General features: G+C 61.9%; 16 protein-coding genes and 1 pseudogene. 7 read left to right on the top strand and 10 right to left on the bottom strand.

What is annotated here, in order from left to right; genetic code table 11:
* Positions 1-46: 46 nt before the first annotated feature.
* Both PQV96_RS00270 and PQV96_RS00265 read right to left on the bottom strand, forming a co-directional pair.
* Positions 47-751, bottom strand: a complete 705-nt coding sequence (locus tag PQV96_RS00270) for a TetR/AcrR family transcriptional regulator (RefSeq protein ID WP_044395041.1) — start codon at positions 749-751, stop codon at positions 47-49.
* A gap of 122 nt (positions 752-873) precedes the next feature.
* Positions 874-1,491: a glutathione S-transferase N-terminal domain-containing protein gene (locus PQV96_RS00265; RefSeq protein ID WP_273624209.1), complete on the bottom strand. Its 618-nt coding sequence runs from the start codon at positions 1,489-1,491 to the stop codon at positions 874-876.
* Between the two features lie 148 nt (positions 1,492-1,639).
* On the opposite strand from PQV96_RS00265, the gene purB reads away from it, so the two are divergent.
* Together purB and PQV96_RS00255 are read left to right on the top strand one after the other, a co-directional pair.
* Positions 1,640-3,019, top strand: coding sequence for an adenylosuccinate lyase (purB, locus tag PQV96_RS00260; protein ID WP_273624207.1), 1,380 nt, complete (start codon positions 1,640-1,642; stop codon positions 3,017-3,019).
* A 182-nt stretch (positions 3,020-3,201) separates the two neighbouring features.
* On the top strand, positions 3,202-3,762 hold the full coding sequence (locus tag PQV96_RS00255) for a YaeQ family protein (RefSeq protein ID WP_066697922.1): 561 nt from the start codon (positions 3,202-3,204) through the stop codon (positions 3,760-3,762).
* Positions 3,763-3,834: 72 nt separating this feature from the next.
* On the opposite strand, the gene PQV96_RS00250 is transcribed toward PQV96_RS00255, so the two are convergent.
* Entirely contained in the window at positions 3,835-4,140 is a 306-nt protein-coding gene (locus tag PQV96_RS00250; RefSeq protein WP_207373581.1) for a putative signal transducing protein, read from the bottom strand.
* A gap of 67 nt (positions 4,141-4,207) precedes the next feature.
* Complete coding sequence (locus PQV96_RS00245; protein WP_207373580.1) at positions 4,208-4,636, bottom strand: DUF3717 domain-containing protein; 429 nt, start codon at positions 4,634-4,636, stop codon at positions 4,208-4,210.
* Between the two features lie 515 nt (positions 4,637-5,151).
* On the opposite strand from PQV96_RS00245, the gene PQV96_RS00240 reads away from it, so the two are divergent.
* From PQV96_RS00240 to PQV96_RS00230, 3 genes are all read left to right on the top strand, one after another.
* Positions 5,152-5,919, top strand: a complete 768-nt coding sequence (locus PQV96_RS00240; RefSeq protein WP_142082714.1) for a TerC family protein — start codon at positions 5,152-5,154, stop codon at positions 5,917-5,919.
* A 150-nt stretch (positions 5,920-6,069) separates the two neighbouring features.
* The gene (locus PQV96_RS00235; RefSeq protein WP_273624205.1) at positions 6,070-6,549 is read left to right on the top strand and encodes a hypothetical protein; all 480 of its coding nucleotides are present in this window, start codon (positions 6,070-6,072) and stop codon (positions 6,547-6,549) included.
* A 55-nt stretch (positions 6,550-6,604) separates the two neighbouring features.
* Positions 6,605-6,958 (top strand): phage holin family protein, encoded by a 354-nt coding sequence (locus PQV96_RS00230; protein ID WP_198846094.1) that lies wholly within the window; start codon positions 6,605-6,607, stop codon positions 6,956-6,958.
* Here PQV96_RS00230 and PQV96_RS00225 read toward each other — a convergent pair.
* Complete coding sequence (locus PQV96_RS00225; protein ID WP_337931944.1) at positions 6,926-8,416, bottom strand: M48 family metalloprotease; 1,491 nt, start codon at positions 8,414-8,416, stop codon at positions 6,926-6,928. The genes PQV96_RS00230 and PQV96_RS00225 overlap by 33 nt on opposite strands.
* A 173-nt stretch (positions 8,417-8,589) precedes the next feature.
* On the opposite strand from PQV96_RS00225, the gene moaC reads away from it, so the two are divergent.
* Positions 8,590-9,117, top strand: coding sequence for a cyclic pyranopterin monophosphate synthase MoaC (gene moaC / locus PQV96_RS00220; RefSeq protein WP_142082708.1), 528 nt, complete (start codon positions 8,590-8,592; stop codon positions 9,115-9,117).
* Positions 9,118-9,189: 72 nt separating this feature from the next.
* On the opposite strand, the pseudogene PQV96_RS00215 reads toward moaC, so the two are convergent.
* Positions 9,190-9,600 (bottom strand): annotated as a pseudogene (locus PQV96_RS00215) (IS30 family transposase); the annotation flags it as partial.
* Positions 9,601-9,695: 95 nt separating this feature from the next.
* On the opposite strand from PQV96_RS00215, the gene PQV96_RS00210 reads away from it, so the two are divergent.
* Complete coding sequence (locus PQV96_RS00210) at positions 9,696-10,802, top strand: IS5 family transposase (RefSeq protein ID WP_273624199.1); 1,107 nt, start codon at positions 9,696-9,698, stop codon at positions 10,800-10,802.
* 228 nt (positions 10,803-11,030) lie between these two features.
* On the opposite strand, the gene tfpZ is transcribed toward PQV96_RS00210, so the two are convergent.
* The 4 genes from tfpZ to PQV96_RS00190 all read right to left on the bottom strand — a co-directional run bounded on the left by tfpZ (position 11,031) and on the right by PQV96_RS00190 (position 14,116).
* Entirely contained in the window at positions 11,031-11,846 is an 816-nt protein-coding gene (gene tfpZ / locus PQV96_RS00205; protein WP_244939044.1) for a TfpX/TfpZ family type IV pilin accessory protein, read from the bottom strand.
* A gap of 30 nt (positions 11,847-11,876) precedes the next feature.
* Positions 11,877-12,410, bottom strand: coding sequence for a pilin (locus PQV96_RS00200; protein ID WP_142082704.1), 534 nt, complete (start codon positions 12,408-12,410; stop codon positions 11,877-11,879).
* 142 nt (positions 12,411-12,552) lie between these two features.
* Complete coding sequence (locus PQV96_RS00195; RefSeq protein ID WP_142082702.1) at positions 12,553-13,089, bottom strand: pilin; 537 nt, start codon at positions 13,087-13,089, stop codon at positions 12,553-12,555.
* 229 nt (positions 13,090-13,318) lie between these two features.
* Positions 13,319-14,116, bottom strand: a complete 798-nt coding sequence (locus tag PQV96_RS00190) for an MBL fold metallo-hydrolase (protein ID WP_273624198.1) — start codon at positions 14,114-14,116, stop codon at positions 13,319-13,321.
* Between the last annotated feature and the right edge of the window lie 33 nt (positions 14,117-14,149).

The raw sequence follows: 14,149 nt of genomic DNA, 5'->3' as shown, positions 1-14,149 counted from the left end.
ATCCAGGGCCAGCAGGGCCACAGCAGCAGAGGCATCAAAGAAGCGGTCAGGCACGCACGAAGCGCACCACCATGTCGATGATGGAATCGCGCCGCTGGGCCAGGGCCTCGGGTTCGTCGAGTGAGCGCTTGAAGATCGCGCTGAAGGTGTGGCGGTTGGCCACATTGAAGAAGCACAGGGCCGAGATGGACATGTGTAGGTCAATCGGGTCCATGTGCGGGCGAAACACCCCGCTGGCCACGCCGCGTTCGTACACCGCCTGCACGGCGTTGATGGCGGGCACGTTCAGCTCCTGGATGGTGGCGGAGCGGCGAATGAACTCGCCCCGGTGCATGTTCTCGTTCATCACCAGGCGGATGAAATCGGGGTTGTCCAGCTGGTAGTCGAAGGTGAAGCCCACCAGGGTGCGCAGCGCGGCCTCGGGCTCCATGTCTTCCAGGCGCAGGCTCGTCTCGATCTGGCGAATGCGCCGGTAAGCCTCTTCGAGCACCGCCAGGTACAAGCCCTCTTTGCTACCAAAATAGTAGTAAATCATGCGCTTGCTGGTGTGGGTCAGCGCGGCGATCTCGTCGATACGCGCGCCCGCCAGCCCCTTGTCGGCAAACTCGGCCGTGGCCACTTCCAGGATGTTGGCCATGGTGCGGTCCGGGTCGTTCACCCGGCCACGTTCCGGCGCCGCTGCGGAAGCTTTGCGTGCAGTACGGCGGGGGGCAGGCTCGCCCACCAAAGGAGTTCTAACCAGTTCGTTCATAGCCAGCCGAGCATAAGCGAACCACAGCCCGCTTTGCCCCCCAAGATACCCGCGCCGCCCGCAGCGGGGAGCCCGCGCCAGCTTGCGCCGGGGTGGTGGGCAAGGCCCTGGGGCCCAGGGCGTCAGGCGCCCGGTTTGGTGTCCGCAAAGCTGGGGCGCTGCATCAGCTTGTCCATCAGCTTGCCCAGGTTCGGGTATTCGGTGCGCCAGGCCAGTTCGGGGTAGCGGAACTCCAGCCAACCCAGGGCGCAGCCCACGGCAATGTCCGACAGGCTCAGGTGGATGCCGCTGCAATAAGGCTTGTCGCCCAGCCCCTGGCTCATGGCCTTGAGGGCCGCGTTCACCTTGCCCATTTGCCGGTCGATCCAGGCCTGGCAGCGCTGTTCATCAGAGCGGTGCACCCAGGTGGCTTCCATGCGGGCCAGAATGCCGGCGTCCATGGCGCCATCGGCCAGGGCTTCCCAGGTCTTCACCTCGGCGCGCTCGCGGCCCGAGGAGGGAATCAGCTTGCCCACGGGCGAGAGGGTGTCGAGGTATTCCACGATCACGCGCGAATCAAACACGGCCTCGGCGCCTTCCATCAGCAGGCAGGGCACCTTGCCCAGCGGGTTGGAGGCGGTCACCGTGGTGTCATCCCCCCAGACGTTGTCCTGCACGAACTGGTAGTCGAGCTTTTTCTCGGCCAGCACAATGCGCACTTTGCGCACGTACGGGCTGGTGGTGGATCCGATCAGTTTCATGGGTCAGCAGGAAGTGAATGCCCGCACGCAAACGGCGCACGCTGGCTGGGCAGGCGATTCTATCGGCACCCGATCACTCCTACCTGACGAGTACTGGCGCAGGTACAACAGTACGTGCCCGCCCACTGCCCGCCTACAATTGCGCGCCATGAGCCTGTCCACCATCACCGCCCTCTCGCCGCTTGACGGCCGTTACGCCCCCAAACTTGCCGCGCTGCGCCCCATCATGAGCGAGCACGGCTACATGCACCGCCGGGTGCAGGTCGAGGTGGCGTGGTTCATCGCCCTGTCTGATGCAGGTTTTGCAGAATTCAAGCCCCTCACTACCGGAGCACGCGCTTACTTGCTGAGCCTGGTGAAAAACTTCTCCGAGGCCGATTCCGCCGCCATCAAGGAAATCGAGAAGACCACCAACCACGACGTGAAGGCCGTGGAATACTGGATCAAGAGCAAGTTTGAAGCCCGCCCCGAGCTGGAAAAGGCCGCCGAATTTGTGCACTTTGCCTGCACCAGCGAAGACATCAACAACACCAGCCACGCGCTGCAACTGCGCTCGGGCCGCGACCAGGTCATTCTGCCGGGCCTGGACCGCATCGTGCTCAAGCTGCGCGAAATGTCGCACGCCTTTGCCGACGTGCCCATGCTCAGCCGCACCCACGGCCAGACGGCCAGCCCCACCACCGTGGGCAAGGAAATGGCCAACGTGGTGATGCGCCTGCAAACGGCCTGCGACAAGATCGCCGCCGTCAAGATCATGGGCAAGATGAACGGTGCCGTGGGCAACTACAACGCCCACCTGTCCGCCTGGCCCGAGTTTGACTGGGAAGCCTTCAGCAAGAAGGTCATCGAAACGCCCGAGCCCCTGGGCCTGGGCCTGACCTTCCAGCCCTACTCGATCCAGATCGAGCCGCACGACTACATGGCCGAGCTGTTCGACGCCGTGGCACGCGCCAACACCATCCTGATCGACCTCTCGCGCGACATCTGGGGCTATGTGAGCCTGGGCTACTTCAAGCAGCGCCTGAAGGCCGGCGAAATTGGCTCGTCCACCATGCCGCACAAGGTCAACCCCATCGACTTTGAAAACGCCGAAGGCAACCTGGGCCTGGCCAACGCGCTGCTCAAGCACCTGGCCGAGAAGCTGCCCATCAGCCGCTGGCAGCGTGACCTGACCGACAGCACCGTGCTGCGCAACATCGGCGTGGCCCTGGGCTACGCCGCGCTGGCCTACACCTCGCTGCTCACCGGCCTGAACAAGCTCGAAATCAACGAAGAAGCCCTGGCCGCCGACCTGGACGCCTCGTGGGAAGTGCTGGCCGAGCCCATCCAGACGGTGATGCGCCGCTTTGGTGTGCAAGGCGCGTACGAAAAGCTCAAGGAAGTCACCCGCGGCAAGACCGTGACGGCCGAGGCGCTGCACGCGCTGATCCAGTCGCTCGAAATTCCGCAAGCCGAAAAAGACCGCCTGCTGGCCATGACGCCCGGTAGCTACACCGGCAAGGCCGCCGAGCTGGCCCGAAGGGTGTGACCCCCTGAGGCGCTGCGCGCCTTCCACCAAGGGGGGCGCAACCCGTGGCCCGGCAAAGCCGGCTCCACGGTTGCACTGACCAGGGCACCGCCTGTGGCGAACACTTGCGGGCTTTCAATACTTTTTGCCTCTAGCGCTTTCCTGATAAGCGCTGGCAGCTATCAAATTAATAGTGAGGCTGCATGGCCATCAAATCCACCATCTTCAAGGCGAACCTGCAAATCGCCGACATCGACCACGGCTACTACGCCGACCATGCCCTCACCCTGGCGCGCCACCCCAGCGAGACGGATGAACGCATGATGGTGCGGCTGGCCGCGCTGGCCCTGCAGGCGCACCAGCTGCAAACCTTGTGCAACGGCGACGCCACCTTGGCTTTTGGTGCCGGTTTGTCCGACCCCGATGACCCGGACGCCTCGCTCACCGACTTCACCGGTCGCAAGCGCGTGTGGATCGAAGTGGGCCAGCCCGAAGACAAGCCGCTGACCAAGGCCTGCAGCAAGGCCGACTCGGTGCTGGTGTACTGCTTCAACCACGCGTCGGAAGTGTGGTGGAAGGGCATTGAATCCAAGCTGACGCGCCTGGAAAAGCTCCAGGTCTGGCGCATTCCCACCGAAGCCTCGCAGGCCATGGCGGCCATGGCCGAGCGCAGCATGCAGCTGCAGGCCACGGTGCAGGAAGGCGCGCTGACCTTGAGCAGCAACCTGGGCAGCGTGCACCTGGAGCCCGTGCGCTGGAAGTGACGGGGATATCAGCAAAAAGCCTTCTAGCGCCCTACGGATAAGCGCCAGCAGCTACTGAAACAATAGCAATGCTCAGTCGCGTGGCATCAGCGCGCCACATTGCCAGCACTGCTCAAACCCGCCCTCGACGATCTCCCCGCACCGGCATGCCCAGCGGCGCTGCGGCAAATCCTGAAGCTCCTGCAGCAGCGCGCGTGCGCGGGGGGCGTGTTCGTCGTAATCCAGCCAGATTTCGGGCAGGCACTGGTCCGGCGGCAGGTGCCCGACCGCAGCCCCCAGGTATTGCCGCTGCACCGACGCCGTCATGCCCGCTTCGCACAGCAAGTCGGCCCACAGGGTGGCGATGGCGATATTAGGGGCTTGGGTCAGGCGCAGCATAGGGGCCACCATAGCGGTTTGGTCGCCTCGCGTACAGCCCCTGGAACCCCGGCAGAGGGGCGGCGGGCTACACCGCAGGCGGTTTGGAAGCGCCTTCCGCCGCCCGCTCGGCATAGCGGGTGAACCGCCAGGCCGTGTGCTCCAGCGTGATGCGCCGCCACACCTGGCGCTTGGCGGCTGGGCCCATGGCAGGCCAGTGCTGCACCTCATCGAACGTGCGGCCACAGCCCTTGCACAGATCGTCGCCCTGGCTGGTGGAGCAGATGGCAATGCAGGGCGTGTCGGGCGTGGTGTCGTACCAGCCCAGCCAGGCATCCAGGGCCTCCAGCGGCAGGTCGCCTTCTTCCACCGTATCTTCGTGGCGGTACACCATCAGCGCATACACCTCGGCCAGCGCCTGCACCTGTGGCGCCAGGGCCATGCCCGCGCTGGAAGGCAAGCGCTGGCGCCAGTGGTTGATGGCGGCTTCTATGTCGGTGATGTGGATGGCAGTCATGAAGATGGGGGCGCAGCGCAAGAGCCCCTGGGCAGGCAGACGCTGGCGGGGGCTGGATGATAGCGACCCCAGGTCGCCAAACAGCGGTGCAGGGGTATCCGCCAACCCACTGGTAAACCCTGATACCCCTTCAGGGCGTACGCAATACCCACAACCCCCGCGCCCTTGCACCGGCCGCCCGACGGTGTTCCAATCACCCCCTTCGAAGGGGAGTAGTTCCCGCCCAGGCCATGCACGCGCCTCCCAGCACGCGCAGCAGCATCCGGGCAGCGTACCGTCGTCAGTACGAAGCGTCTCGCTTCCGGCGGTCCGGGTCAGTGCAGCCACCGTGGCCACACCGACTGAGCAAGACCTTTGATGGCCCCGCAGCGGGGTGATCAAGGCCGTCCCTCGCTCCTGCGCACCAGCGCGCGGGCAGGTTCCAGGTCCTCCGCCGCAGGCCTGACTCGCCAGGACAGACCCTTTGCCATCACAGCAGCGGGAAACTCCTTTTGCCTTAGGACACCGAGGACTTCATGGACTTTTTGACTTCACCCGAATTCTGGCTAGCACTGGGCCAGATCATCATCATCGACATCTTGCTGGGCGGAGACAACGCCGTCGTGATCGCGCTGGCCTGCCGCAAGCTGCCCCCTGCGCAACGCGCCAAGGGCATCATCTGGGGCACCGCCGGTGCCATCGTCTTGCGGGTGGTGCTGATCGCCTTCGCCATGACCCTGCTGTCGCTGCCGTTCCTCAAGTTCGTCGGTGCGCTGCTGCTGGTGTGGATCGGCGTGAAGCTGCTCGCTCCTGATGAAGACGGCCACGGCGACGTGCAAGGCAGCGACAAGCTGCTGGCCGCCATCAAGACCATCATCGTGGCCGACCTGGTGATGAGCGTGGACAACGTGATCGCCATCGCCGGTGCCGCACAGAACGCAGGCGAGCACTCGTTCTTGCTGGTCGTGCTGGGCCTGCTGATCTCGATCCCGATCATCGTCTGGGGTAGCCAGCTCGTCATCAAGCTGATGGAGCGTTTCCCGTTCATCATCACCTTCGGCGGCATGCTGCTGGGCTGGATTGCTGGCGGCATGCTGGTCACCGACCCCGCGTTCGTGAACCCCGCCGTGATGGACTGGATGCCCAAGTGGGGCAGCGTGGATGAAAAGGGCCTGGCGGTCATCTCCGACACCCTGTACTGGGCATCGCACATCGTGGGCGCCTTGCTGGTGCTGGCAGTGGGCAAGTTCATCGTGTCCCGCCGCGCTGGCGACGGCGGCGAAGGTGGCGCAGCCCACGGCTGACCCCCGCTTCTGCACAGCGGCTCCCGCCGTTCGCAGCCTGCATGCAGGCTGCGGCCCCCAGGGGCGTTGACCTCCGCCCGCCGCACGGGCAGGGCAACGCCCTTTTTGCTTTCTGTTTCACCCCGTTCACCCACCCACAGGGCCTGCGACATGGACAAAATCATTGTGTACGTGGACGACGCTGACCATGCGCAGCAGCTGCTTGCGCCCCTGGCAGCCAAGGAGCCCGCCAGCCAGCGCCACTGGGTGCTGGTGGCCTGTGCGCCGCGCATGACGCACCGCGTCAGCAAATGGGTGAGCCACAGCGCCCGCGAAAGCTGGCGCAACAAATGGGCTGACAAGCTGTTTGCACAGATCATCCCTGGCGCTGGGCTGCAGCCTTCTCAGGTGACAACCGTGCTGGCCAAAATCCCCTTGGCGGAGTTGACCGAGCAACTGCAATCGCAAACCCAACAGGCCTGCGGCCGCCCTGCCCAGGTGCTGGATGCGCGCAAACCCCGCATGGGCACCGAGGCGCAAATCGGCGTCAACTCCTCCGCTGAGCGCCCATCACCACCATCCTCCTGGCCCGGCGTGCTGGGCAGCGTGCTCACCGGCTGCAGCACTTTGTGGGCCTTGGCGCTGGACTGAGCGCCCGCCCGCTGCGGCACGTGCCCTGCCTCAAGGCCGGTGCTATTCTTCGGCCATGAAACTCCTCCTGAAATGGCTGCTCAGCGCCGCGGCGCTGCTCTTTGTGGCTTATGTTTATGGCGGCGTGCAGGTGCAGAGCTTTAGCTCGGCGCTGATTGCCGCGTTTGTCATTGGCCTTTTCAACGCCGTGCTGCGCCCGGTGCTGGTGATCCTGACCCTGCCTGTCACCGTGGTCACCGTGGGCCTGTTCCTGTTCGTCATCAACGCGCTCATGTTCTGGGCAGCGGCGGGCGTGCTGGACGGCTTTCACGTCAACGGGTTCATGGCGGCCTTGCTCGGCTCGCTCATCTACTCGGCCCTGGGCCTGGTGATCGAGTCAGCGCTCGGCGGCCTGTTCACGAAGCAGTGAATGCACGGCGCGCAGCCGGGTGTCGATGATCGACGCCTCGAAGTGGTCGTCGGCCGAGGTGCTGCGCCGTGCCAGATCCTGCCCGGCCTTGAAGCGGTCCACCGCCGCTGCGTAGTCGTAGCGCGCCGCATGCACTTCCGCCTCTGCCCGCACTGCACGCAGTGGCTGGCCCTGCGCATTCCAGACCGCCGCCATGGCCTGCCACGCCGACGCATCGCGCGGGTGGGTCGCCAGCCAGGTCTGCAGCGGCCCCGTCACCTCTTTCGACTGGCCGGTGCGCAGCAAAATTTGCGTGCGCAGCAGCATCTCGGGCCGGCGTGAATCCCCCGGTGGCATGGCCGCCAGCGCAGCGGGGGCATCGTCTGTTGCCAGTTCCAGCTCCGCCCTCAGCAGTTTTGCCAGCCGGGTGGCCGCAGCATCGTTCTTGACCAGTTGCTGCAACTGCCCCGCCCAGCGCCGGGCCCCTGCGGCATCACGCAGCTGGCTGGAGCCCAACGCCGCCGCATACAGCACGCCCGCCTTCCGCGCAGGCGGCAGCGCGGCAAATCCGGTGCCTTGCGGCTCCGCCACCCACTGGCGCAGCACATCCACACCGGGTTTGGACAACACCCGCGCCCGCGCGGTGACCATGGCATGCTCGGCCAGCAAAACAGAAGGGCTGCTCGCCGTCAACCCGCCCGAGGGCAAGCGCGACTGCATGTCGGCTATGCGCTGCGTGGTCAACGGGTGGCTGCGCAGGTACGGCCAGCTGCCGTTGTCGTTGATGCGGTTGGCTTGCTGCAGCTTGTCGAACATGCCCACAAAACCCTCGGGGGCGAAGCCCGCTGGCTCCATCAGTCCCATGCCCACACGGTCGGCCTCGCGCTCCATGTCGCGCGAAAAATTGAGCTGGTTTTGCATGGCCAGCGCCTGCCCGCCCACCACCAGCGCCTGCGTGGCGCCCGGGTTCTTGCTGGCCGCCAGCGCGCCCAGCACCATCGCGCCCAGCAGCAGCGGCGTCTGCCGGCTTTGCTGCGTGAGCAAACGTGAAATGTGCCGCTGCGTCACGTGGCTCAGCTCGTGCGCCATCACCGAGGCCAGCTCGTCGCGCGTGCCCACCACCCCGATCAAGCCCAGTTGCAGCCCCAGGTAGCCACCCGGCAGGGCAAAGGCATTCACGGTGCGGTCACGCCCCAGCAGCACCTCCCACGCAAAGCGCTCGTCCAGCTCGGGCGACAACTCGCCCCGCGCCCGCGCCGCCGCCATCAACGGCTGCCAGATGCCCTGCACATATTCGCCAATCACCGGGTCATCGATGTAGTCCGGGTCGCGGTACAGCTCGCGAATGATGCGATCACCCAGCCGCCGCTCCTCGCTGCTGGTCAGGTCGCTGCCATCCCCCAGGGTCGGAAGCCCCCCCTGTGCGTGAGCAGGCAAGGGGCTTGCCACGCCAATCGCTATCAAAAGAGAAGCTGCCAGCGCTTGACTGGCGTGCGCTAGATGCCTTTTTTTACCCAATATCAACACTCATGGTCTCCCTGGCGCCATTGGTGGCGACAGCGCCAACTGCGGCGCACTGCACCGTATGATGCCCCCGACCCGCGAATTGTTTCGCACGTGGTTGCTACCAAGTGCACCGAGAGCCCTCGACCATGACATCCAAAACCCCAGAAGCCACCGCCACCAGCCCCCTCACACACTTCGACGCCCAAGGCCAGGCCCACATGGTGGACGTCGGCGCCAAAGCCGCCACGCACCGCATCGCCGTGGCCACCGGCCGCATCGAAATGCAGCCCGAAACCCTCGCGCTGATCGAATCGGGCACCGCCAAGAAAGGCGATGTGCTGGGCATCGCCCGCATCGCCGGCATCATGGCCGCCAAGAAAACCAGCGATTTGATCCCACTGTGTCACCCCCTGGCCCTGACGCGGGTTGCTATCGAATTTGAAGCTGCCAGCGCACGTACGGAGGGCGCTTGCGGCATATTTTGCTCAGCCACCGTGGAAACGGTGGGGCAAACCGGGGTGGAGATGGAAGCACTGACCGCAGTGCAGATCGCCCTGCTGACGATTTATGACATGTGCAAGGCGGTGGACCGGGGGATGGTGATAAGCGATATCCACGTTACTGAAAAGCATGGAGGCAAATCAGGAAGTTTTTGGCAGGAACGAAGAAGTTGATGTGAACAAGGTTGGGGGGGTAATTATGGTAATTCTGGGCGGATTCAAAACTGAAGTGCAACACCCTGGGTTTCAATGAATGAGGGTGGAGTGCTGCGGGCTGTTCAGGATTAGTTCCCGATAGACCGCCAGCGGTGATCGTACCCCGAGGCCCTTTCGGGGGCGGTTGTTGATCTCGTCGGCAATCGCATCAAGCTGCTTCTGGGTGTAGACGGACAGGTCGGTGCCCTTGGCAAGGTACTGTCGCACCAGCCCGTTGATGTTCTCGTTGGAGCCGCGCTGCCAGGGGCTGTGCGGATCACAGAAGTACACCTTCATGCCTGTGTTCTGAGTGAGTCTGGCGTGCTCGGCCATCTCGCGGCCTCGGTCGTAGGTCAGGCTCTGGCGCATCGGGCTGGCAATTGCATTGAGCTTGTCGCTGAATGCCTTGAGCAAATGTGCGGCCGTAGCCGGGTTGGGGTGTGGCAGCTTGACCAGCACCACTAACAGGCTGCTGAAATACCCCACACCGTCGTTTCCCGGTTGACGTCTTGCCAGGACAATCAAGGCACACCACCGGCAAGATAGAAGTGCAAGACATGCGCGGAGCCGACACCTTCACCGAGAGCCTGTTCACCATGCGCCATCTCGATGACTTCGTGCCCGCAGATCACCCCTTGCGAGTGATCCGCGTGATGGTCAACAAGGCGCTGGCAAACATGGATGGGCTGTTTGCCCAGATGTACGCAGCCGACATCAAAGGTGGACGCCCCAGCATAGCCCCCGAGAAACTGCTGCGCGCCATGCTCATTCAGGTGCTCTACAGCGTACGCTCAGAACGCCAGCTCATGGAGCAAACCCAGTACAACCTGCTGTTTCGCTGGTTCATCGGCCTGGCCATGGACAATGCGGTCTGGGTGCCCACTGTCTTCAGCAAGAACCGCGAACGCCTGATCGAGCACGATGCGGTCATCGAGCTCTTCAACCAGATCGTGCAGCAAGCCCAAGAGCAGGAATTGTTATCGGGCGAACACTTCAGCGTGGACGGCACTCTGATCCAGGCCTGGGCGGGCCACAAGAGCTTTGTGCGCAAAGACCGCCAGGGCGACGACGATACCGACGCGGGCAACTTCAAAGACCAAAAGCGCAGCAACGACACCCATGAATCCACCACGGACGGGGACGCAAGGCTGTACCGAAAAGGCAGGACGGCCAGCGAGTTGCGCTTCATGGGCCACACACTCACCGACAACCGCCACGGGCTGGTGGTCAGCGCCGTGGTCACACAGGCCGACGGATATGCAGAGCGCGAAGCGGCCAAGGCCATGATCAACGATGCGCGACAGGCACTGCCCGGCGATGACCCCATCACGATCACGCTGGGCGCAGACAAGGGTTACGACGCCAGGGAGTTCATCGACGCGCTGCAAGAGATGAACGTGCTGCCCCATGTGGCGCAGAACAAATCAGGGCGTCAATCGGCGGTGCCTGACAGGATCGCGGGCAGCGAAGGCTACGTCATCTCCCAGCAAAAGAGAAAGCTGATCGAACAAGGCTTTGGCTGGGCCAAGACGGTGGGTCACATGCGCCAGGTGCTGGTGCGCGGGATCAAGAAGGTTGATCAGCTGTTTGTGCTGACGATGGCGGGCTACAACCTCACGCGCATGCGCAGCTTGGGGCAAATCCGTCTGCGAGGGCTGGCGTGAGGACAAAAGGGCGAGAAAACGGGCCGGGGGAGGCGGAAAACGCGCGTATTCCAAGTTGAGTTTCAAAACGCGGAAAGCTGACGCGAGAAATGCGCGAGGTGCTGGGAAGGTGCCCGTGGGTGGGAGAGTATTTCAGCAGCCTGCTAGGCCAATACTTACAACGTTAGCATCTAGTGAATCATTCAACAGAACTAACATCTGTCTCGGATTTTTTGCTAGTCGCAAAAATTAAAAACCGTCCACTGGGGCATATCCGATGATATTGGCCTGTGCATCTAGCAATGCTACCCACTGGTCTAAAGACTTTTTGCTAACCAATGGGAGATAGTGAATTTGATTGATGGGAAGGCCTGTTTTTTTTACTGCAGCATCAATCGCGGACTGCGCCTCCGGCACTTGCACGGTTCGTAAGACTGACAATGCTTTCATGCGTTGCCGGACTGCTGGCCGACTCTCATCATAGCTTTGCCACCAATCTGGGCGAGCACTGGGTTCCAAGCCACGCAACGACAATTCAATACTCTTCAGGGTTTCCTGGCCGTCCCTGGCTCTGCGTGCACCCAACAAAACAGGGCCACTCCATGAAAGCGACTGCCATGGAGGCAATGCTTGGGGAAGATTAGCAGTATCGACCTGTGCTGCGGTCACTGCGACAAAACGATCAGATTCGAAAACCAATACTACTGGCCGTGCCTGGCCGATGCTGTAAATACCGTAAATCAGCGCTGCCAATTGAATGATAACAACTAACGCGAGATCCATGATCAACTCACGCCGCGGTTTCGCGGGATTATATAACAATCCCGTCAAAAAAGGGCCACACACCACATCCACACCAATCAAAATCCAGAATAAATCTATTCCACCAGCCAAATAGCGCAACGGGTGAGGAAACCATATTCCCAGCACTAAAAAAGCCATGAGCGCAGCGACGGCCAAGCTCAAAATTAAATGAATGCTAAAGGCGTGGAATGCAGCGCGAATTCTAGGTCGACTGATCATTGTTAAAAACGCCAAACAAATACGCAATCTGTCGAAAACCACGAATACTCAACAAAAACTTTGCGCGCCCCACTAACGGCACTCACCCGGTGCATATTTGCTAGGCATGGTTCCTGCCAGACCAAAACCCAGTGCCCCTAAAGCCTTGCAACGCCATTTAATTGCTGATACCGGCGTTGGAATAGGGGTACCGGCCACTGACGTTGCCAATGCCGCGCCCCCGGTACCAAACACATCGGTACCACCGGTATACGGCGAAACCACCAAGGTGCCATTGCCGGCGGATGCTGATGTGGTGGCCACAATCACCCCAGTTGTACCGGAAATTTGGACATCGACCACATTTCGGCTATTCACTGTAAGGATACCGTCGGCAACGCCAACAGCGGGACTTGTTCCGTAGGCTTCAGCATATCCCATGGCAGCGTGGTTGGCATTGTTGTGAACAGCCATTTTTGCCTCGGCAATAAACCCCATGGCTTCTGAGACGCGCGCGCGAACGGTGTAATCTTGGTAGGCGGGCAAAGCCACTGCGGCCAGAATACCAATGATCGCAACTACGATCATCAACTCGATCAGGGTAAAACCTGTTTGGAAAGCACGCACAGCGAACTCCTGCCAAGATTGATGCGAACTGAGTGCCTACCCGTTTCACCGCCCCAATGAAAAGAGGATTCCAGCTTGTGGAATCCTCTTGATCTCTGCTAAGTGTGAAGTGCCAATTGAATGGCAACAACATGCCGACAGATTAACGGCACTCGCCCGGTGCGTACTTGTTCAGCAGCGTGCCTGCGGTACCAAAACCCACTGCACCAGCCGCCTTGCAACGCCACTTGATTTGTGATGCCGGTGTGGGGAGTGGCGTGCCAGCCACAGCCGTTACCAGAGCAGTACCGCCAGTACCCACCACATCGGTACCGCCGGTGTAGGGCGACACGATCAACGTACCATTACCAGCGGCTGCCGTGGTGGTGGCGGTAATCACGCCAGTGGTACCACTCAACACCACATTCGTCACGTTCTTGCTATTCACAGTCGTGGTGCCATTGTTGACACCAGTGGCAGGGGTTGTGCCATAACCTTCAGCGTAGCCAACCGCACCACTGGTGGCGTTGGTATTAGCAGCCAGCTTGGCATCGGCAATGAAACCCATAGCTTCAGCGACACGTGCACGCACGGTGTAGTCTTGATACGCAGGCAGTGCCACAGCAGCCAAGATACCGATGATCGCGACAACGATCATCAGTTCGATCAGGGTAAAACCTTTTTGCAGGGAACGCTTCATACATCTCTCCTCGGGTTAAGTTGCAATTCATACCTGTGGATCGCCCCACAGGCTGGTTCACATAAAGCAGATAGCGTGCCAGCTTCACCCTACGCATCAGTAGTCATGAGGGTCGCGGGGATACGGCTTGCGTACGGAGCTAACAGGGGTGCTTGCGGGCGATTCACCTCAAATTCAGACTCGCCCTGACATTTTTGTTCAACCATGAATGTCAGCTAACGCGTTCCGGTTACACCTCAAACACCTGACCTACCTGCAACCAGCCAATCTCCGTATGCCCGTCAAGATCTAGCCGGTTGATTTCTCGGAGGATGAGTTCGGTTTCGGATGGCTTGGTGTGGGTGATGTAGATCGGATAGCTGGCCGTGGGTACTCTCAAAGCCAGTTCGGCAGCCAGTGTGGTGGGCGACAGGTGCTGGCTGCGGCGCGCGAGGTCGCTTTCGCGGTTGCTGAAGGCGGTTTCGATGACCAGCGCAGCGACGGGAAGTTGGGGCAGCGGGGCCTCGGCAAGCTGCTCCAACGCGCTCCACAACGCCGGGTTGCGTTCGGTATCTCCGCTGAAGGCCCACCAGCCGTGCTGGCCTCTTAAAGCGTAGCCCACAGCCGGCACGCTGTGCACGGCTGGCAGCACCCGCACCACCAGCCCTCCAGCAGTGACGGTCTCACCAGCGGCCAGGGGTACGTACCGCAGAAACGGCGACTGAGCGGAGGGAACACAACTGAAATCAGGCCAAACGATGTTGTTGAAGACATGCGCCTGCAGCGCGGCAATGGTGGCTGCCAGTGCATGCACCTGCACAGGCTGGCTGCGCAGCGATGAGACGGCATCGAGCATCAGCGGCAATGCGGCGATGTGATCGAGGTGGGAGTGCGTGAGGAAGACGTGGTCAATCTGGCGCATTTCTTCCAGCGTCAAATCCCCCACGCCAGTGCCTGCATCGATCAGGATGTTGTGATTGACCAGAAAAGACGTGGTTCGGCAATCGCGGGCGATGGCGCCTGAGCAGCCGAGAACGCGGACTTTCACGGAAGTGTTCCTCTCATGGGCACGCTGAGAACT

This window comes from Acidovorax temperans (assembly GCF_028596105.1).
Taxonomy (GTDB): Bacteria; Pseudomonadota; Gammaproteobacteria; order Burkholderiales; family Burkholderiaceae_C; genus Acidovorax; species Acidovorax temperans.
This window is presented reverse-complemented; position numbering and strand designations above follow the sequence as displayed.